Below are 21,061 nucleotides of genomic sequence, written 5' to 3'. Positions count from 1 at the left end.
TTAGGATTTATGAAGAGCGCTCTTAATGAAATCCAAAATAATAGGGTTAGGGCTTTGCAACCTGGAAGTGAATTCCGGATGGAATTGCACCCCCACAAAGAACGGGTGATCTTCTAATTCAATCGCTTCAATCAAATGATTCGCTCCAAAACCCACCACTTTCAAGCCCTTATTTTCCCACTCTTGGCGGTATTTGGGGTTGATTTCATAACGATGGCGGTGTCTTTCTTTGATGTTAGGTTTTTTATAGGCTTTTTCTAGCAAGCTGTTGGGCATGATTTCGCATTCGTATTCGCCTAATCGCATGGTGCCACCCAATGGCGAATTATAGGTGCGCACCTGTTTTTGGTGGTTTTGATCCATAAAATCTTCAATCAAATACACCACAGGGTATTCGCAGCGTTGGTTAAACTCCGTAGAGTTAGCCCCTTTCAAGCCTAAAACATTGCGGCAAAATTCCACGATCGCTAATTGCATGCCCAAACAAATCCCTAAAAAGGGGAGTTTTTCTAACCTAGCCCTTTGAATGGCGCAAATTTTGCCTTCAATCCCCCTTTCTCCAAAGCCCCCAGGCACTAAAATCGCATCAACGCCCTCTAAATCAGTCTTTTCATTAAAATTCTCGCTATCCAGCCATTCAATATTGACTTGCGTATCCAGATGCGCCCCCGCATGGATTAGGGCTTCAATCAAGGATTTATAAGATTCTTTTAAGCTTAAATACTTGCCCACAAAACCAATTTTGACCTTGTGTTTAGGAGCGATAATCTTTTCTACTAGAGTGTTCCAAGCCGCCATTTTGGGATGCAACTTATTCAAATTAAAGCGTCTGGCAATGGGGGTCAAAATGCCTTCTTGTAAGAAAAGAATAGGGCATGCGTAAATGCTTTTAGTGTCTGTGGCGACAATCACGCTGTCTTGCTCCACATCGCAACTCAAAGCGATCTTTTTTTTCAATTCTTTATCCAAAGGCTTAGGCGATCGCGCCAAAATGATTTGAGGGGTTACGCCAAGGCGCCTTAATTCCTGGACGGAGTGTTGCGTAGGTTTGGTTTTTAATTCGTTAGTGGTTTGGATATAGGGGATCAAGGTTACATGCACATTAATGACTTTCTCATTCCCTAATTCCAATTTAAGCTGGCGGATCGCTTCCAAATAGAACATGCCCTCCATATCGCCCACGGTTCCGCCCACTTCCACGATTAAAAAATCCAACCCTTTAGCCGCGCTTTTAATGCGCCTTTTGATTTCATCGGTTACATGGGGGACGATTTGAATGGTCTTGCCTAAATATTCCCCTTTCCTTTCATTTTCTATCACGCTTGAAAAAATCTGCCCGGTGGTGAAATTATTCAACCTCGTTAAATTCCTGTTCAAAAAGCGTTCATAATGCCCGATGTCTAAATCCGTTTCAGCGCCATCGCTAGTAACAAACACTTCCCCATGCTCTAAAGGGCTCATGGTGCCTGGATCAATATTAATATAAGGATCAATCTTCAAAATAGAAACCTGGTAATTGCAATGCTGTAAAAGCGTAGCGATTGAAGAAGATGAAATCCCTTTCCCTAGAGAGCTTAACACACCCCCTGTAACGAATATAAATTTGGCTCTATCCATAAGTTATTGCGTTCCTTTGATTTTTACTTCTTAAAATTGTAGTCTAAAAAGGGTTAAAAAGCTTTAAAAGAGGGCAAAAATTAAAACGATTTCAAAAAAAAAAAAAAAAACAATTTCAGTTTCTTATTAGTTAGGTTTGATTAAAATAAAAAGCTTTTATGTGTTTAAACTTCATTGTCTTAAATTTTTTAGGAGCAATTTTAAAGTTCGTTGGCGTATAATATCCAGTTTGAATGAACTGACTAAAAGGGTTTTAAATAATGGCTGAAAATTCTTTCAAAAATGTTTCCACACAACCCAAACCATTTTTCTTATTACCAGTGAAAACCCTGTTTCTTTTAGGAGGCGTTTTTAGCGCGTTTTTTATCCTTATTGCTGGCTTGGTTTTTTTTGATTATACTAATTCAATGGATAACGCCATTTTTAACTTGATGCGTTTAAATTCTTCTAACCCTATTTTAGATCAAACGCTCCAACGCGTTGTTTTTTTAGGCTCTTCTCAATTCGTGTTGCCTTTGAGTTTGTTAGTGGGGGTGTTTTTAAGCCTTTATCGCAGAAATTTAGCACTTGGGGTGTGGTTTGTGTTAAGCGTGGTTATATTTGAAGCCCTTTTAAAATCTTTAAAGCACCTTTTTTTGCATTCTGTTCAATGGCTTTCGCACAGCGTTAATTTCCCTAGCGCTATTGCGCTCTCTTTGACGCTATTTTATGGGTTGCTTGTTTTACTGATACCTCATTTGATCACGCATCAAATATTTCAAAACATTCTCTCTTATAGTTTGCTTGGTTTGATTCTTTTAATAGGCTTAGCGCTCATTGTTTTAGGGGTGTCTTTTAGTAGCGTTTTAGGAGGGGTTTGTTTAGGGGCGTTAGGGGCTTGTTTTTCCATAGGGATTTATTTGAGCGTGTTTCAAAAGATCTAAGCGAACGGCTTAAAAGAATGAGAATTTTATCAAGGTTTTAATATTGGATTTAAAGGTATTATTGCAACGGATTGTTGATTTTTTCATCAAGCTCAATAAAAAGCAAAAAATCGCCCTGATCGCAGCGGGGGTTTTGATCACCGCTTTGCTTGTGTTTTTGTTGCTCTATCCTTTTAAAGAAAAAGACTACGCGCAAGGGGGCTATGGGGTTTTATTTGAAAGATTGGACTCTAGCGATAACGCTTTAATCTTACAGCACCTCCAGCAAAACCAAATCCCTTATAAAGTCTTAAAAGACGACACCATTCTCATCCCTAAAGATAAAGTGTATGAAGAAAGGATCACTCTGGCTTCTCAAGGGATCCCTAAAACGAGTAAAGTGGGCTTTGAAATCTTTGACACTAAAGACTTTGGGGCGACTGATTTTGATCAAAACATCAAACTCATTCGCGCCATTGAGGGCGAATTGTCGCGCACGATTGAAAGCTTAAACCCCATTCTTAAAGCCAATGTGCATATTGCAATCCCTAAAGACAGCGTGTTTGTGGCTAAAGAAGTCCCTCCTAGCGCTTCGGTGATGCTCAAACTCAAGCCTGACATGAAGCTTTCACCCACTCAAATTTTAGGGATTAAAAATTTAATCGCTGCAGCTGTGCCTAAACTCACGATAGACAATGTGAAAATCGTGAATGAAAATGGCGAATCAATAGGCGAAGGCGATATATTAGAAAACTCCAAAGAATTAGCCCTAGAGCAATTGCGCTACAAACAAAATTTTGAAAACATTTTAGAAAATAAGATCGTCAATATCTTAGCCCCTATTGTGGGGGGTAAAAACAAGGTGGTCGCAAGGGTCAATGCGGAGTTTGATTTCAGCCAAAAGAAAAGCACTAAAGAGACTTTTGATCCCAATAATGTCGTAAGGAGCGAGCAAAATTTAGAAGAGAAAAAAGAAGGCGCTTCTAAAAAACAAGTTGGCGGTGTGCCTGGGGTTGTGAGCAATATCGGGCCTGTGCAAGGATTGAAGGACAATAAAGAGCCAGAAAAATACGAAAAGTCTCAAAACACGACCAATTATGAAGTGGGTAAAACCATTAGCGAGATTAAGGGCGAGTTTGGCACTTTAGTGCGTTTGAATGCGGCGGTTGTGGTGGATGGCAAGTATAAAATTGCGCTTAAAGATGGGGCAAATACTTTAGAATACGAGCCTTTGAGCGATGAATCGCTTAAAAAAATCAACGCTTTAGTCAAACAAGCCATTGGTTATAATCAAAATAGAGGCGATGATGTGGCGGTGAGTAATTTTGAATTTAACCCTATGGCGCCCATGATTGACAACGCCACTTTGAGCGAAAAAATCATGCACAAAACTCAAAAAATCTTAGGCTCATTCACGCCTTTAATCAAGTATGTTTTAGTGTTTATAGTGCTATTCATTTTCTATAAAAAAGTGATTGTGCCTTTCAGCGAACGCATGCTGGAAGTGGTGCCTGATGAAGATAAGGAAGTGAAATCCATGTTTGAAGAAATGGATGAAGAAGAAGATGAATTGAACAAACTCGGCGATTTGAGGAAAAAAGTAGAAGATCAATTAGGGCTTAATGCAAGCTTTAGCGAAGAAGAAGTAAGATATGAAATTATTTTAGAAAAGATTAGAGGAACCCTTAAAGAGCGCCCTGATGAAATCGCCACGCTTTTTAAACTCTTAATCAAAGATGAAATTTCTTCAGACAGCACGAAAGGTTAAAAGATAAAAGGTTAAAAATGGCAACCAAGCTCACCCCCAAACAAAAGGCTCAATTAGACGAACTCTCCATGAGTGAAAAAATCGCCATTTTACTCATTCAAGTGGGCGAAGACACCACGGGCGAGATTTTAAGGCATTTAGACATTGACTCCATTACAGAGATTTCTAAGCAAATCGTGCAATTAAACGGCACGGACAAGCAAATCGGCGCGGCGGTTTTAGAGGAATTTTTTGCGATCTTTCAGTCTAACCAATACATCAATACCGGCGGTTTAGAATACGCTAGGGAGCTTTTAACTAGGACTTTAGGGAGCGAAGAAGCCAGGAAAGTGATGGACAAACTCACTAAAAGCTTGCAAACGCAAAAAAACTTCGCTTATTTAGGCAAAATCAAGCCCCAACAACTCGCTGATTTCATCATTAACGAACACCCTCAAACCATCGCCTTGATTTTGGCCCACATGGAAGCCCCTAATGCGGCTGAAACTTTGAGCTATTTCCCTGATGAAATGAAAGCCGAGATTTCTATTAGAATGGCGAATTTAGGCGAAATATCGCCCCAAGTGGTTAAAAGGGTTTCCACGGTGTTAGAAAACAAACTAGAATCGCTCACCAGCTATAAAATTGAAGTGGGCGGCTTGAGAGCGGTGGCTGAAATCTTTAACCGCTTGGGCCAAAAGAGCGCTAAAACCACGCTCGCTCGCATTGAAAGCGTGGATAACAAGCTCGCCGGCGCGATTAAAGAAATGATGTTCACTTTTGAAGACATAGCCAAACTAGACAATTTCGCTATCAGAGAGATTTTAAAAGTGGCGGATAAAAAAGACTTGTCTTTGGCCTTAAAAACTTCTACCCAAGATTTAACCGATAAATTCTTAAACAACATGAGCAGTAGGGCTGCAGAGCAATTTGTAGAAGAAATGCAATATTTAGGGGCGGTTAAAATCAAAGACGTGGATGTGGCCCAAAGAAAGATCATTGAAATCGTGCAGAGCTTGCAAGAAAAAGGCGTGATCCAAACCGGTGAAGAGGAAGATGTCATTGAATAGCCGTAAAAACTTGATCCAAAAAGACCATTTGAATAAGCATGACATTCAAAAATACGAATTTAAGAGCATGGCAAACTTACCCCCTAAAACTAATCCTAATAGCGCGTCTTTAGAAACGCCTAACCTAGAAGAGCCTTTGGAAAAAAAAGCGATAGAAAACGATTTGATTGATTGCTTATTAAAAAAAACCGACGAGCTTTCAAGCCATTTAGTGAAATTGCAAATGCAATTTGAAAAAGCCCAAGAAGAGAGCAAAGCTTTGATTGAAAACGCTAAAAACGATGGCTATAAAATCGGCTTTAAAGAGGGCGAAGAAAAAATGCGTAACGAACTCACTCACAGCGTGAATGAAGAAAAAAACCAGCTTTTGCATGCGATCACCGCTTTAGATGAAAAAATGAAAAGCTCAGAAAATCATTTAATGGCTTTAGAAAAGGAATTGAGCGCGATTGCGATAGATATAGCTAAAGAAGTGATCCTTAAGGAAGTGGAAGACAACAGCCAGAAAGTGGCCCTAGCTTTGGCTGAAGAGCTTTTAAAAAACGTTTTAGACGCAACGGATATTCATCTAAAAGTCAATCCCTTGGATTACCCTTATTTAAACGAGCATTTGCAAAACGCTTCCAAAATCAAATTGGAGAGCAATGAAGCTATTTCTAAAGGAGGCGTTATGATCACTAGCTCTAACGGGAGCCTTGATGGGAATTTAATGGAGCGCTTTAAAACGCTCAAAGAAAGCGTGTTGGAAAATTTTAAGGTGTGATTTTGCAAAATAAAACTTTTGATTTAAACCCTAATGATATTGCAGGCTTGGAATTGGTGTGTCAAACGCTAAGGAATCGTATTTTAGAAGTGGTGAGCGCTAATGGGGGGCATTTAAGCTCTTCTTTAGGGGCTGTGGAGCTGATTGTGGGCATGCATGCCTTATTTGATTGCCAGAAAAACCCTTTTATTTTTGACACTTCGCACCAAGCTTACGCCCACAAGCTTTTAACTGGGCGCTTTGAAAGCTTTAGCACTTTAAGGCAATTCAAGGGTTTGAGTGGCTTTACTAAACCCAGTGAGAGCGCATACGATTATTTCATTGCCGGACATAGCTCCACCTCTGTGTCTATAGGCGTGGGGGTGGCTAAAGCTTTTTGTTTGAAACAAGCGTTAGGCATGCCTATCGCTTTATTAGGCGATGGGAGCATTAGTGCGGGGATTTTTTATGAAGCCTTAAACGAATTGGGCGATAGGAAATACCCTATGATCATGATTTTGAACGATAATGAAATGAGTATCAGCACGCCTATTGGAGCTTTGTCTAAAGCCCTTAGCCAGCTGATGAAAGGCCCGTTTTACCAGTCTTTCCGCTCTAAAGTTAAAAAAATCTTAAGCACCTTACCTGAAAGCGTGAATTACTTAGCGAGTCGTTTTGAAGAATCTTTTAAGCTCATCACCCCGGGCGTGTTTTTTGAAGAATTGGGCATTAATTATATAGGGCCTATTAACGGGCATGATTTGAGCGCGATTATTGAAACCTTGAAATTAGCCAAAGAGCTTAAAGAACCGGTGCTAATCCATGCGCAAACCTTAAAAGGCAAAGGCTATAAGATCGCTGAAGGGCGCTATGAAAAATGGCATGGGGTGGGGCCTTTTGATTTGGATACCGGTTTGTCTAAAAAATCCAAAAGTGCGATTCTACCGCCCACTGAAGCGTATTCTAACACCCTTTTAGAATTAGCTAAAAAAGATGAAAAAATCGTAGGCGTAACCGCGGCTATGCCTAGCGGCACAGGATTAGACAAACTCATTGACGCTTACCCTTTGCGCTTTTTTGATGTCGCTATCGCTGAACAACACGCTTTAACTTCTAGCAGCGCTATGGCTAAAGAGGGGTTTAAACCTTTTGTGAGCATTTATTCTACTTTTTTGCAGAGGGCTTATGATTCCATTGTGCATGACGCTTGCATTTCTAGCCTGCCGATTAAATTAGCCATTGACAGGGCTGGGATCGTGGGCGAAGATGGCGAGACGCACCAAGGGCTTTTGGACGTGTCGTATTTGCGCTCTATCCCTAATATGGTCATTTTTGCCCCACGAGATAATGAGACTTTAAAAAACGCCGTGTATTTTGCCAATGAGCATGATTCAAGCCCTTGTGCGTTCCGCTACCCTAGGGGGTCGTTTGTGTTAAAAGAGGGGGTTTTTGAGCCTAGCGGTTTTGTTTTGGGGCAAAGCGAATTATTGAAAAAAGAGGGCGAAATTTTACTCATAGGCTATGGTAATGGCGTGGGGCGGGCGCATTTAGTCCAACTGGCTTTAAAAGAAAAAAACATAGAGTGCGCGCTTTTGGATCTCAGGTTTTTAAAGCCTTTAGATCCAAATTTAAGCGCGATTATTGCCCCTTATCAAAAGCTCTATGTTTTTAGCGATAATTACAAGCTTGGGGGGGTGGCTAGCGCGATTTTAGAGTTTTTGAGCGAACAAAATATTTTAAAGCCTGTTAAAAGCTTTGAAATCATTGATGAATTTATCATGCATGGGAATACCGCTTTAGTGGAAAAATCCTTAGGCTTAGACACAGAGAGTTTGACTGACGCTATTTTAAAAGATTTAGGACAAGAGAGATGAAACCAAAAGCGCCAATGAAGAATATCCGCAATTTTTCCATTATCGCTCACATTGACCATGGTAAAAGCACTTTAGCGGATTGTCTGATCGCTGAATGCAACGCTATCAGTAACAGAGAGATGACTAGCCAGGTGATGGACACTATGGATATTGAAAAAGAAAGGGGCATTACGATTAAGGCTCAAAGCGTGCGCTTAAATTACACTTTTAAGGGGGAGGATTATGTTTTAAACCTCATTGACACCCCAGGGCATGTGGATTTTAGCTATGAAGTGTCTCGCTCTTTGTGTTCGTGCGAAGGGGCGTTATTGGTGGTGGATGCCACTCAAGGCGTGGAAGCGCAAACCATCGCCAACACTTACATCGCTTTAGATAACAATTTAGAAATTTTACCAGTGATCAATAAAATTGATTTGCCGAATGCGAATGTTTTAGAAGTCAAACAGGATATAGAAGACACGATAGGGATTGATTGTTCTAACGCTAATGAAGTGAGCGCTAAAGCTAAGCTTGGCATTAAAGATTTGTTAGAAAAAATCATTACCACCATTCCTGCCCCTAGCGGTGATTTTAACGCTCCCTTAAAAGCGCTCATTTATGATTCATGGTTTGACAATTATTTAGGGGCGTTAGCACTAGTGCGTATCATGGATGGGAGCATCAACACCGAGCAAGAAATTTTAGTGATGGGGACGGGTAAAAAACACGGCGTTTTAGGGCTATACTACCCTAATCCTTTGAAAAAAATCCCCACCAAAAGTTTAGAATGCGGCGAGATTGGCATTGTGAGTTTGGGGCTAAAAAGCGTAACTGATATTGCGGTGGGCGACACGCTCACAGACGCTAAAAACCCTACCCCTAAACCCATTGAAGGCTTTATGCCGGCTAAACCCTTTGTTTTTGCGGGGCTTTACCCTATAGAAACGGACAGGTTTGAAGATTTAAGAGAAGCGTTATTGAAACTCCAGCTTAACGATTGCGCTTTAAATTTTGAGCCTGAAAGCTCTGTGGCGCTTGGCTTTGGCTTTAGGGTGGGCTTTTTAGGGTTATTGCACATGGAAGTGATTAAAGAAAGGCTGGAAAGGGAATTTGGCCTTAACTTAATCGCTACCGCTCCCACGGTGGTGTATGAAGTGCATTTGACGGATAATAGCGTCAAATACGTCCAAAACCCTAGCGAATTGCCCCCTGAAAATCATATCGCTTGCATCAAAGAGCCTTTTGTTAGGGCGACGATCATCACGCCGAGCGAATTTTTGGGTAATTTAATGCAGTTATTGAACAATAAAAGAGGCATTCAAGAAAAAATGGAATATTTAAACCAATCTCGTGTCATGCTCACTTATTCCTTGCCGAGCAATGAAATTGTGATGGATTTTTACGACAAGCTCAAATCTTGCACGAAAGGGTATGCGAGCTTTGATTATGAGCCGATAGAAAACAGAGAGGCTCATTTAGTGAAGTTAGATGTGAGAGTGGCAGGCGATGTGGTGGATGCACTTTCTATCATTATAGATAAAAATAAGGCGTATGAAAAGGGGCGAGCTTTAGTGGAAACGATGAAAGAGCTTATCCCAAGACAGCTTTTTGAAGTCGCTATCCAAGCGAGCGTGGGGAATAAAATCATCGCCAGGGAGACGATTAAATCCGTTGGTAAGAATGTAACGGCTAAGTGCTATGGGGGCGATATTACACGAAAAAGAAAACTCTTAGAAAAGCAAAAAGAAGGCAAGAAACGCATGAAAGCTATCGGTAAGGTGGAGCTTCCCCAAGAAGCGTTTTTAGCGATATTAAAGATTGATTAGGGCGTTTGATGAAAGTAGGCTCACTTTTTGCTGGGATTGGAGGGTTTGAATGCGCGTTTTTGCAAGCGGGCTTTGAAATTGGTTGGGCGAATGAATTAGACAAAGACGCATGCAACACTTATAGGGCTAATTTCAAACACAAGCTTTTGGAACAAGACATTAAAGATTTAAACCCTAATGAGTTAGAAGATGTTGGGTTGATAAGCGCGGGGTTTCCTTGTCAAGCGTTCAGCATTGCTGGGTTGCAAAAAGGGCTTAATGATGAAAGAGGGGCGATCGTTATGGAAATGTTTCGCATCATTCAAGCCAAAAAACCTCAAGTTCTATTATTAGAAAATGTCAAAAATTTAGTGAGCCACAATAAGGGGGAAACCTTAAAATTTATTTTAGAAACTTTGAAAAACTTAGGCTATTTTGTCCATTATAAAATACTAAACACATATGAATATTCTACTATACCACAAAATAGAGAGCGGATTTATATCATAGGATTTTTAGATAAAAACCATTACAAGCGCTTTCATTTTCCTTTAAAAATCAATCACACACAAAGCATTAAGGATTTATTAGAAATAAAAGTGGGTGAGGAATTTTATTACAAGCAATATCGTTTTTATGAGACTTTAAAAAAAGAAATCACTAAAAGAGACACTTGCTACCAATGGCGCAGGCATTATGTAAGAGAAAATAAAAACAATCTTTGCCCCACTCTTACAGCCAACATGGGGACAGGAGGGCATAATGTGCCTTTAGTTTTAGATGAGCAAGGCATAAGAAAACTCACGCCTAAAGAATGTCTGAATTTTCAAGGTTTCGCTAAAGATTATGTTTTACCTAATACCGCTAAAAGCAAACTTTATAAACAAATTGGTAATTCTGTGAGTGTGCCTGTGGTTAAAGCTTTAGCGTTAGAAATTAAAAAGGTTGTTTATGGATAATCATACGCATCAAACTTGGGTCATCAATTTAACCGGTATTGACAAGGGGATTTTTCGCACAATGAATGGCAACGCTGATGAACTCATTGCTATAGGAAGGGTGATTAAAGCAGGATTTCCTTGCAGTAGAGTGGATGTTACAAACGCTAAATATGATGCCATTGTGGATCTAGGGGGAAAGCAGAAATTATTGAGGATACAGATTAAAGGCACAGGGGGAGATACCTTGAATTTTACAGGAGGCTATAGGAGTGGGGTTCAAATTGATAGGAATGCCCCCAAACGCACTTACAAATACACCAAAAAAGATTGCGATTTGATTTTAGGGATAGACACTCGCACGAGCGAATGCTATATTATCCCTATTGAAGACATACAAGAATGGGGCAACACAAAGAGATTGTCGCAACTCCAACACTATAAAGAGAATTGGCAGATTTTGATTGACTTGGCGTTGGAGTAAAAATATAAAACTACATTCACAAACAAGAAAAAAGATTTCTTTAGATATAGTGTTGGTTATGCCAAAAGGATAAAATCAAATTGGACTTAAAAAACAAAAGTTTTCGCTCACACACCGCCTATACAAACGCTTTAAAGAATGACTTGCTCTTAAACCCTAGTTTAGTGGAAGCAGAAAGAAAATTTTTACAAGCTTTTTAAAATGGCTCTATCTTAAAATGGACGCTGATAATCAAGTGGGTAATCAAAAAGCTTGATTGGGGCAATAAAAACATTAAGGGAATTAGAAACCAAGTCGACACTCTCTAATCATTACAGAGACGGCATCAACTATAGCGTCTCAAACCTTAATGGGAATATCCTACCACAAACGAGCTTAAAACACAAGAACCATAACGAACTGAACAATAAAAAAGAAAAAATAAACATGCAAACACACGCATGCATGGAAATTTTTCACAAGTCAAAGAGGCAAAAGAAATTTTTGAAGACTCGCAAGCTAAAAACAATCCTAAACCATTCGCTCTTAAGCTTTTGTAGCGAGTTTGTTGATCGCTTCAGCGTTCATGTCATCTTGATGGGTTTTTAGCACTTTAGAATACATGTCCAAAAAGCGGTTGATTTCAATCAAAGCGCTCATTTCACGCACCGCATTGACATTGCTTTTTTCTAGCATGGATTGCCTTAACGCGCCAGAGTCAGAGACTTGATGGACGCCTTCGCCCTGATAAGTATAAAGGTTTTGCCCTATTTTTTTAAGGTTTTTAGGTTCGCTAAAACTCACTAAAGCTAACGCGCCCGCTTGAATTTGGGCTTCATTATCCCTAAAAGTGATTCCACCATTTTGATCCACTTCAATTTCAGCGTCAGGCATGAGCATGATCCCTCCTTTTTCGTTCAAGCCAGAGCGTGAAAGCACCCTAAAGCCATTAAGAGTAACTAAAAAGCCGTCTTTATCAACGCTGAAATGCCCGTCTCTGGTATAAGCGACTCCCTCATTAGTTTGTATCGCAAAATAAAGGTTAGGGCTTGTTAGGGCAAAATCTAGGGGGTTATTCGTCCCTTCAAACGCGCCAAGACTCCTATCCGTATAGATTTCTGATAAAATAGGCACACGATTGAGGTTGCGGTTTAGATACTTCGCGCTCGCTTTGGTTTGATCTTCTAAGGGCAGTTGCTCTCGGTATTGTTGGTAAAGCCTTAAAAAATCGCCTGTAATCGCATCGTCTCTTTTAAAGCCGTTGGTGTTTAGGTTGGCTAAATTATTAGAGGTTAAATCCAAGCGGTTGAATTGTGTCGCCATAGCGCCTGTGGCCGCATAATACCCATTTTGCATGCAATAATCCTTTTAAAAGGAAAAATTATAGCAAAAATCAAATAAAAACAGATTCATTCCAAATAGGTTTTTTTAGGGAATATGATAACCATAACCATAAAGATAATAATACTCAACATGACATAGCCCACAAACCCCGCTTCAAAACCATGCTGTTTGAACTCTAACGCTATATAGCTCGCGCTCCCTCCAAAAAGCGCATTGGCGATCGCATAGGCTAAACCCACGCCAAGCGCTCGCACATGTTCAGGGAATAATTCCGCTTTAATGACCCCAGCAATGCAAGTGTAAAAACTCATGCTGCTCAATGCGAGTATTTCATAAAATAGGGCTTCATACACGCTAGTGGCATGCTTGATACCATAAAAGACAACAGGCGTTACAATAAGCCCTGTGATCGCAAAAACCATCAGCATTTGGGTGCGTTTGATTTTATCCGCAAGCATCCCGCATAAGGGTTGTAAGAAGATGAAATAAGAGAGCGCTAAAAGCATGATGAAACTGCTTTCTTTAGGGCTGAACGATGAGCTGTTGGTTAAAAAGATCTTTAAATACACCGTAAAAGTATAAAAACACAAACTCCCTCCCATAGTTAGCCCAAAGACTATCATTAAGGCTTTTTTATGGTGGAGCAATTCCCTTAAACTGCCTCTTTCTTCTTTAATAGTGATTTTGGAAGTTGTTTTACTATCCATGGTTTCTTCCATGATATTTCTTAAAAAGAGCGAGAGTAGGGCTAATATACCCCCTAAAGCGAATAAATAACGCCAAGCGAACGCGCTGATTTGCTCATGCGTGTAAATGTTTTCAACGATAAAGAGCGAAAAAATAGCTAAGAGTTGCCCTCCCACTAAAGTTACATATTGGAAAGAGCCATAAAAACCTTTTTTGCCATTCTTGCCTAATTCAGAGAGATAAGTAGCGACCACGCCATATTCGCCTCCCACGCTAAAGCCCTGTAAAAGCCTGGCTAACAATAAAAACAAAAACGCCCATTCCCCTACGATTTCTTTAGTGGGGAGCAATGCGAGCATGAAAGAGCCTAGCGCCATAAGGATAATGGAATACACCATAGAAGTTTTACGCCCCTTTTTATCCCCCAATTTACCAAAAAACAAACTCCCCAAAGGGCGCATGAAAAACCCTAACATGAAAACTAAAAAAGCTGAGATGAGCACTAAAGTGGGGTCGTTCGTGTGGGTAAATTCCTTAGCGAAATAAGGCGCTAAGAACGCATAAGCGTAAAAGTCATACCATTCCACTAAATTACCTGAACTAGCGGCTAAAAGGGATTTTAAGGGTTTTTTGGTGGCGGGTTGGGGGCTCATGGCTATCCTTGAATATGAAATTTTTAGGTAATTTTACTAGGAGTTAGGGAAACCACAGATAATATTTGATTAATAGATGAAAGGTTGGTGTCGTTTGTATCATTGAGAAAAGTTTTTGTTTTTAATAAAGGATTGGTGGTAAAGCCTAAAAAATGCGCACAGGCATTTTTAAAATCAATCATAAAAAGCTTGCGAAAAGCAAGCGGTAATTTTTTAAAGCGGTCTTTTAGGGGATTTAGTTGGGGTTTTTAGGGGAGAATGATTTCAAAATAGCCCCCATCCCCTTAAGAAAATGAGTTTTAAAATAAAACTATTAAATAAAGTTTAAAAAATTTTAAAAATTAAAAACAATGTTTTTATTACCAATATCCAATGGAAACAAAGCCTAAAAATTTTGCAAAATCTCTCTGTTGCCTTTGGCGTTTCTTGGGGATAGAAAGCCTTGAGCTTCTAATTCGTCAGTAATGGTGGCGGCTTGGTTGTAGCCGATTTTTAATTGGCGTTGTAAAAAACTCGTAGAAGTGATCTTTTTTTCTAAAATCACCGCTTTAGCCCTTTCTAGAATGTCATCGCCTTGATAGTTAGGGGTGTCTAAAGGCATGCGCGATTCTTCTAGCAAGAAATCTTTATCATATTCCACCTCTTTTTGGGCTTTAATAAAATCCACGATTTTTTTGATTTCATCTTCAGTGGCAAAGGGGGCATGCAAGCGCACTAACCCGTTTGTTCCTGGGGGGGTAAAGAGCATATCGCCCCTTCCTAACAAGCTTTGCGCCCCATCGGTGTCTAAAATCACTTTAGAATCAATCTTAGTGCCTACCCTAAAACTCACCCTTGAAGGCAAATTGGTTTTAATCAAGCCGGTTACGACATCCACGCTCGGGCGTTGGGTCGCTACAATGAGGTGCAAGCCGCTCGCTCGCCCCATTTGAGCGATTCTAGCGATAGGAACCTCCGCTTCTTTTCCCCCTGTCATCATCAAATCCGCTAATTCATCAATCACCACAATCAAATAGGGGAACGCTTCAACGCCATTACTTGGGGCTTGCTCATTATAAGAATCAATGGTTTTAACCTTGTATTCGCTCATTAAAGAATACCGGCGCTCCATTTCTTTAGCCACGCTTTGTAAAGCCCCAATAGCTTTTTTAGGGTCGGTGATAATGGGCGTGAGTAAATGAGGGATGTCCGCATAAATGCTAAATTCCACCATTTTAGGATCGATCATCACTAATTTGAGTTGATCAGGGGGGTTTTTATAAAGTAAGGATAAAATCATCGCATTCACGCCCACGCTCTTACCGCTCCCTGTCGTGCCGGCGATGAGCAAGTGGGGGAGCTTTTTTAAATCCGTGATGAAAGGGTTACCCACAATGTCTTTGCCTAAAGCTAGAGTTAAGGGCGAGCTGGATTTTTGAAACAATTCGCTCTCTAAAATTTCTCTTAAATAAATAATTTGGCTTTGGCTGTTAGGGATTTCAATACCAACGACATCTTTACCCTTAATGGGGGCTTGAATGCGGATGGATTCAGCGCATAAAGTCATCGCTAAATCATCGCTCAAGCCTAAAATACGGCTCACCTTAACGCTAGGGGCTGGGCGGAATTCAAAAGTGGTTACAATAGGGCCTGAATAAGTGCGGATAATATCGCCATCAATTTTAAAGGTGCGCAACTTGCTCAATAAATCCTGGATTTTTTGGTCAATCTCGTTTTCGTCTAAAGAAGTTTCTTTCAAACAAACCGCATTCAATAATTGCGTGGTGGGAAGCTCATAATCTTTGGGTTTTTGCACTTCGCCATAATCCAATCCGTCTAATATCTCTTTATTTTCGCTCAATTCTTTAACCATAACGGGTTTTTTAGCGCTGGTGGGGGTTAGTGGGCTAAAGCTTGGAGCGTTTTGTGTTTCTTTTTCTTCTTCTTTAAGATTTTCTTTTTCTTCTATATTTTCTTTTTGATTTTCTTTTTGTGGGTTTTCTTGTGGGCTTTCTTCTTTTTTTGGGTGGTTGGGGGTTTTTTGGTTTTCTGTTTTGTTGTCATTTTCTGTGTTGGGTACAGATGCGGGCATGGCAGGTTTGGGTGTGGTGGGCGTAAGAGTTTCTTTTGTAGGCGTGGGTTCTCTTTCTTTAGTTTCTTGCTTAGTTTCTTTTAAAGTGGGGTTAGTGGGGTTAGCCAAATCATCAAATCGGTTTTTTTTAGGGTAAATGGTGTAATGGGTAGGGGGGTGGGAGGAAATTTGGACTAAGCCTTCTTGCGGCTCTGAATCGTTTAAAGTCGTGTTATAGGGGGTAGGGATCGCTAGAAACGATTCTTCGTTAGGGGGTTTGTGGTTTTCATCAATAGGGTTTTCTTTGAGGTTTTCTTTTTCGTTTTTGGTTTCTTTTTTTTGAGAATCTGATGAGGTGTTTTCAAAACCCTCTTTTTTCAGGCTAAAATTAGGGCTAAAAGCCTGTAAGCATTGTTTGTAAATCTCTTTTAAAAGGTTTTGTGTTTTGTTCATATAAGGATAAAAAACGCTTTTAGGGGGCAGTTTGAATAAAATCAAATAAGAAATAACTACCATAAGCACCATAAGTGCATAAAGCCCAAAATCCCCTATAAAAGGGCGTAAAAACAAACGCACGCTGTTGCCGATTTCCCCTTGATTCAACAGGCTAGATTGTAAAAAGAGTAAAGATAAAATGCCTAATAGATGCCCTAAAGTTTTTTCTAAAACGATTTCTGTAAAAGGGTTTTTAGCCTTGTATAAAAGGAATAAAACCCACGCTAAATAGGGTAAATTAATCAATGAAAGATACCCAAAATATTTTTTATTGAGTGCGGCAAACCACACCCCAAAACGCCCCACTAAACCGCTATTACCCAGCCATGAAGATAGGGTTAAAAACGCTAATAAAACCCCTATGATTAAAGCTAAATAAAGTTTTTTAGATTTCATCGGTTGCACATGTCTTTAAAAGAGCAATATTCACAATCTTTAGCCTCTAAAGTTTTTTCAAAATCAATCTCTTGTTTGAGCTTGGGGATAAGAGAAAATTCCAAATGATCCATTTTAGCCTGTAAAACAAGCTTGTCTTCTTCTAGCAACTCGCCCTTTCTCAAATCATAAAAAAAGGCTTTTATAGGATCTTTGTAGCCTAAATTTTTAAGAGTGCACGCGTAGATGGCCATTTGATAATCGGTGCTGATTTGAGAGATTTCTATGGGGCTTAAGCTTTTTCGTTGTTTTTCGCTCATGTTGTCTAATTTCAAATCGTTTTTGAATTTGTAATCCAATAAAATAATCTCATTGTCAGCCGTTTTGTCAATCCTGTCTATACGCCCTTTAAAAATAACGCCTTGAATGATCGTTTCAAAGCTTTTTTCAAGATCAAGGATTTTGATTTTTGTATTAAAGCGTTCTTTTTCTTTAAGATAAAAAGCCTGGATTTTTTTGAGTGCTACAAGAGTGTCTAAACGCTCTTTAGGGGTAATGTTTTCTCTTGTTTCTAAGAGCCAAATGAGCCTTTCTTCTAATGAATAGGGGTTTTTGTCTTTTTCATAAGCTTCTTTTAAAAGTTCATGGAGCAAACTGCCCACAGCGTTATTATTTTCGTCTTTAGGGCTTTCTTTGAAGTGCTTCATGTAGTGGTAGTAAAAACGGCGCTTGCAAGTTAAAAAAGCGTTCAATGAGCTAGCGCTAAAGCTAAAATCTTTAGGGATAGCGGCTTTGATTTCTTCTTCTTGGTAGTCTTTTAAAGGGCTTGTTTCAAAAAGCGTGTAAGCGTCTTTGATAGGCTCTGTGTGTAAATCCAATTCTAAAAGCATGTTAGAGGCTTTTGAAGTTTCGCTCTCTATATAAGAAAGCACCACTTCTTTAGAGTTTTTAAAGAGCTGGTAGTAATAGTGTTTTTGCAAATTTTTCTTATCCAATAAAGTGGGGAGGTTGAGCGATTTCCTTAAAGCAGAGTTTAAAAACAAATCGCAATCTTTAAGGCTTGGCACACAAGTTTCATTAAAATCCACAATAACGATTTTATCAAATTGCATGCCCCTTGTCTCTAAAGTGTCCATGACTCGTATTTTGCCCCCACTAGAATCGTCTAAGCGGAAATTGGCTTCAAATTCTTGCAAATACAAATACAATAAATCTTTAAGGCTGTAGTTTTTAAGCGTGTCTTTTAAAAGATGATACTGGTGCATGATTTGAGAATGCGCTTCTTTTAAGGGCGCTTTTTCTTTAGAGCTTTGTTGTTCTAAAAGCGGGAGCGTAATATTTTCTAAATCCAATAACGCAGACTCGCTCAAATTACAATCGCTTGTTTGTAAATCTTCTAATATTTTGACAAGCTCTGTATAATAAGGGCTGTTTTTAGCCCCTAATCCCATCGCAAAATTCAAATTGTTGTTTTTGTCTAAAAGTTTTAAAAAAGGCAAAAAATCCGCATTAGGCGTGATGATCGCCATTTTATTAGGGTCGTTATCTTTTTGCAAATATTCTTCTATGGTTTGTAAAACTAAAGCGCCTTGTTTTAAATAACTGGAGTTAGCGTAAAGCTTTGGCTCTATTTTTTGATCATTAAAAGTTTGAGAAAGGATCTTTTGGGTTTTAAAATCAATGGAATAATCGCAATCCGTTTCTAATTTGAGATTGAGAAATTCCAAGAATTTTTGATTGTATTTATCGCATGACAGGTGTAAAGTGATAGGCACTAATTCGGCCACTTCTAATAAGCATTGCCTTTCAAAAACGCTCATAAAGCCGTCTAAATGCCATTCAATGGAGGAAAAATGCTCAAAAAATTCTTTTAAAATCGTGGGCTTTTCTTGCATGATTTTGTCATAAAAGCCTAATTCTTCTAGCTTTTTAATGTAACGATTATAAATCATTTCTAAAACTTCTAAATGCTTTTCATAATCCAAATAAATGTCTTTAAAAGAAAGTTCATTGAGTTTGATACAAGCGGAGCTTAATTCATCAAACAAATCAAACAAAAAAGAAGTGCTTTCCAAATACCCTAAAAAGCTGTTTTCAAAAAGCAAAAGCCCTTCAAGAATGGATTTTTTTTCTTTAGCGATGGCTTTAATGGTGTCTATCATTAAAATTTGGCGTGCGTTTTTAGGGATTTTCTTTTTATTAGGGATGTAAAAAGCCTGTTCAAAAAAATTCCCCATGCTCATTGCGTTAGGCAAAAACCCTTCGCCTTGCTCTAAATAGAAATGTTTTAAACGCCTGGTGGAGCTAAAAACAAATAGGGGGGTTTTTTCTAAAAAAAGTTTTTCTAAGTTCATGCGTTGAGTAACCTTTTAGCTTGAGCGGTAACATTTTCAACGCTAAAGCCAAATTTTTCAAAGAGTTTATCGCCCTTTGCTGAGCTACCAAAAGAATCCATGCCAATGATTTTATCCGCAAAACGATACCACTCTATCGCGCGGCTCGCTTCAATCACTAAGACCTTACCCTTAAAGAGTTCTTTAAGATAGCTTTCATCTTGCTCTATCAATAAATCAAAGCATGGCACGCTGATGACTTGCGTTTGGATATTTTCTCGCTCTAAAATTTGAGCGCTCTCTAAAGCCAAAGAGACTTCACTTCCGCTCGCAACAAGCGTGATAATGGGATCTTTAGAGTGGTGTTTAACATACGCCCCTTTTAAAACCTGCTCTTTAGAAACCTCATCAAGCACGGGCAAATTCTGGCGCGATAAAATAAGAGCGCTAGGAGCGTTCAAACTTAACGCCACTTGCATGCAAGCCGTATTTTCAAAAGCGTCGCTGGGTCTGAAAGCGTAAAAATTAGGCAAGGCTCGTAAATGGCTCAATTGCTCTACGGGTTGGTGCGTTGCCCCGTCTTCGCCCACGCCAATGCTGTCATGCGTGAAGATAAAAAGGGCTTTTAGTTTCATTAAAGCGCTCAAACGCATGCTAGGCATTAAATAATCGCTAAACACAAAAAAGGTCGCACAAAAAGGCAAAAACAAGCCATACGCCGCTAAAGCGTTAGTGATAGCCCCCATGGCATGCTCTCTGATCCCAAAATGCAGGTTTTGCCCTAAAGGGAAATCGCCAGAGTGTTTCAAATGCGTGTTATTGGATGGGGCTAAATCCGCGCTCCCCCCTAAAAAGCCCTCGCATTCTTTAGCGATAGCGTTTAAAATCATGCCGTTACTCACTCTCGTGGCTAGAGATTCGCCTTTTTTAAAGGCGGGGTAATTAATGGCGTTAAAATCAAAATTCTTTAACGCATGGATTTTTTCTTTTGTTTTAGGGCTTAAGGATTTTTCCCATAAGGCTTCTAAACTAATACCCCTAACTTTCACTTCTTCAAAATGCATTTTGTTTTTTGGGCTGATTATAAAGCTTTCATTGGGATTGATTTGAGCGTTTTCTTTGGATTGTTTTAACACTTCTTTGTTTAAAGGCGATCCATGCGTTTTTTCACTCCCCTCTAAACCAATAGCCCCCTTACCAATGATCGTATGAGCGATTAAAAGCGTGGGTTTAGGGGATTTTTTGGCTTCTTCTAAAGCGTCATTAATGGCTTGATAGTCATGCCCATCGCATTCTAGAACTTCCCAATTTTGCGCTAAAAAACGCATTTTAACCTGTTCGCTAAAACTGATATTAATAGTGCCTTCAATACTGATCTGATTACTATCATAAATCACAATGAGGTTATCAAGGCGAAGGTGTCCGGCTAAAGAAGCGCTCTCATAGCTAATGCCTTCTTGCAAATCCCCATCCCCACACAAGCAATAGACTTTATGAGAGATCGTTTTTTTATCCAAAAGGGTTTGAGCGTATTGGCTCGCCATGCTAAAGCCCACAGCGTTAGCAAAACCTTGCCCCAAAGGGCCTGTGGTGATTTCAATGCCTTCGGTGTGGTGCAATTCGGGGTGTCCTGGGGTTTTAGAGTGTAATTGCCTGAAACGCTTTAAATCGTCTAAACTCAAATCAAAGCCCCATAAATGCAACAAACTATACGCTAACGCGCTCGCATGCCCTCCGCTAAAAACCAACCTGTCCCTATTGAGCCATTTGGGGTTGGTGGGGTTTAGATTAAGGTGCAAGCTTAAAACCACCATCACATCAGCTAACCCTAAGCACACGCCCGGATGCCCGCTATTAGCCTTATCTATCATGTCCGCGCACAAAAAGCGAAGCGTGTTCGCCATGCTTTTTAATCGTTCCAAGTCAGCGTTACTCAATCGCATCAAATTTTTCCATTTTTAAGGTTTTTAAAAGCCATTTTAACACA

At 39.6% G+C, this 21,061-nt stretch carries 14 protein-coding genes; 8 read left to right on the top strand and 6 right to left on the bottom strand.

Going from position 1 to position 21,061, the window contains the following annotated elements:
• Positions 1–1,617 (bottom strand): glutamine hydrolyzing CTP synthase, encoded by a 1,617-nt coding sequence (gene pyrG, locus EAL04_RS02280; RefSeq protein WP_000373185.1) that lies wholly within the window; start codon positions 1,615–1,617, stop codon positions 1–3.
• A gap of 260 nt (positions 1,618–1,877) precedes the next feature.
• On the opposite strand from pyrG, the gene EAL04_RS02275 reads away from it, so the two are divergent.
• The 8 genes from EAL04_RS02275 to EAL04_RS07890 are packed head-to-tail and all read left to right on the top strand — an operon-like array spanning position 1,878 to position 11,158.
• Positions 1,878–2,540, top strand: coding sequence for a phosphatase PAP2 family protein (locus tag EAL04_RS02275; protein WP_120972999.1), 663 nt, complete (start codon positions 1,878–1,880; stop codon positions 2,538–2,540).
• Between the two features lie 43 nt (positions 2,541–2,583).
• Positions 2,584–4,287: a flagellar basal-body MS-ring/collar protein FliF gene (gene fliF / locus EAL04_RS02270; RefSeq protein WP_120972997.1), complete on the top strand. Its 1,704-nt coding sequence runs from the start codon at positions 2,584–2,586 to the stop codon at positions 4,285–4,287.
• Between the two features lie 17 nt (positions 4,288–4,304).
• Positions 4,305–5,336 (top strand): flagellar motor switch protein FliG, encoded by a 1,032-nt coding sequence (fliG, locus tag EAL04_RS02265; RefSeq protein WP_000201859.1) that lies wholly within the window; start codon positions 4,305–4,307, stop codon positions 5,334–5,336.
• The gene (gene fliH, locus EAL04_RS02260; RefSeq protein ID WP_120972995.1) at positions 5,323–6,099 is read left to right on the top strand and encodes a flagellar assembly protein FliH; all 777 of its coding nucleotides are present in this window, start codon (positions 5,323–5,325) and stop codon (positions 6,097–6,099) included. The genes fliG and fliH overlap by 14 nt, the downstream gene beginning before the upstream one ends.
• A gap of 2 nt (positions 6,100–6,101) precedes the next feature.
• Positions 6,102–7,952 carry a 1-deoxy-D-xylulose-5-phosphate synthase gene (gene dxs / locus EAL04_RS02255; protein WP_162982456.1) on the top strand — a complete coding sequence of 617 codons (1,851 nt, stop codon included), beginning with the start codon at positions 6,102–6,104 and terminating at the stop codon, positions 7,950–7,952.
• 14 nt (positions 7,953–7,966) lie between these two features.
• Positions 7,967–9,757, top strand: a complete 1,791-nt coding sequence (gene lepA / locus EAL04_RS02250) for a translation elongation factor 4 (protein WP_162982461.1) — start codon at positions 7,967–7,969, stop codon at positions 9,755–9,757.
• Between the two features lie 8 nt (positions 9,758–9,765).
• Positions 9,766–10,695, top strand: a complete 930-nt coding sequence (locus EAL04_RS02245; protein WP_120972989.1) for a DNA cytosine methyltransferase — start codon at positions 9,766–9,768, stop codon at positions 10,693–10,695.
• A complete protein-coding gene (locus EAL04_RS07890) occupies positions 10,688–11,158 on the top strand; it encodes a group I intron-associated PD-(D/E)XK endonuclease (protein WP_341352198.1) in 471 nt (156 codons plus the stop codon). The genes EAL04_RS02245 and EAL04_RS07890 overlap by 8 nt, the downstream gene beginning before the upstream one ends.
• Positions 11,159–11,683: 525 nt before the next feature.
• Here EAL04_RS07890 and EAL04_RS02235 read toward each other — a convergent pair.
• From EAL04_RS02235 to tkt, 5 genes are all read right to left on the bottom strand, one after another.
• Positions 11,684–12,493: a flagellar hook-basal body protein gene (locus tag EAL04_RS02235; RefSeq protein ID WP_097697819.1), complete on the bottom strand. Its 810-nt coding sequence runs from the start codon at positions 12,491–12,493 to the stop codon at positions 11,684–11,686.
• Between the two features lie 53 nt (positions 12,494–12,546).
• Positions 12,547–13,821: an MFS transporter gene (locus EAL04_RS02230; protein ID WP_120972987.1), complete on the bottom strand. Its 1,275-nt coding sequence runs from the start codon at positions 13,819–13,821 to the stop codon at positions 12,547–12,549.
• 385 nt (positions 13,822–14,206) lie between these two features.
• Positions 14,207–16,762: a DNA translocase FtsK gene (locus tag EAL04_RS02225; RefSeq protein ID WP_162982455.1), complete on the bottom strand. Its 2,556-nt coding sequence runs from the start codon at positions 16,760–16,762 to the stop codon at positions 14,207–14,209.
• Positions 16,759–19,095 (bottom strand): ATP-dependent deoxyribonuclease AddB, encoded by a 2,337-nt coding sequence (addB, locus tag EAL04_RS02220; RefSeq protein ID WP_120972983.1) that lies wholly within the window; start codon positions 19,093–19,095, stop codon positions 16,759–16,761. The genes EAL04_RS02225 and addB overlap by 4 nt, the downstream gene beginning before the upstream one ends.
• A complete protein-coding gene (gene tkt, locus EAL04_RS02215) occupies positions 19,092–21,017 on the bottom strand; it encodes a transketolase (RefSeq protein WP_120972981.1) in 1,926 nt (641 codons plus the stop codon). Before tkt ends, addB begins: the two co-directional genes overlap by 4 nt.
• Between the last annotated feature and the right edge of the window lie 44 nt (positions 21,018–21,061).

This window comes from Helicobacter pylori (assembly GCF_003638305.1).
Lineage (GTDB): Bacteria > Campylobacterota > Campylobacteria > Campylobacterales > Helicobacteraceae > Helicobacter > Helicobacter pylori_DJ.
Note: the sequence above shows the minus strand (reverse complement) of the source record. Positions and strands in the feature narration are given on the sequence as shown.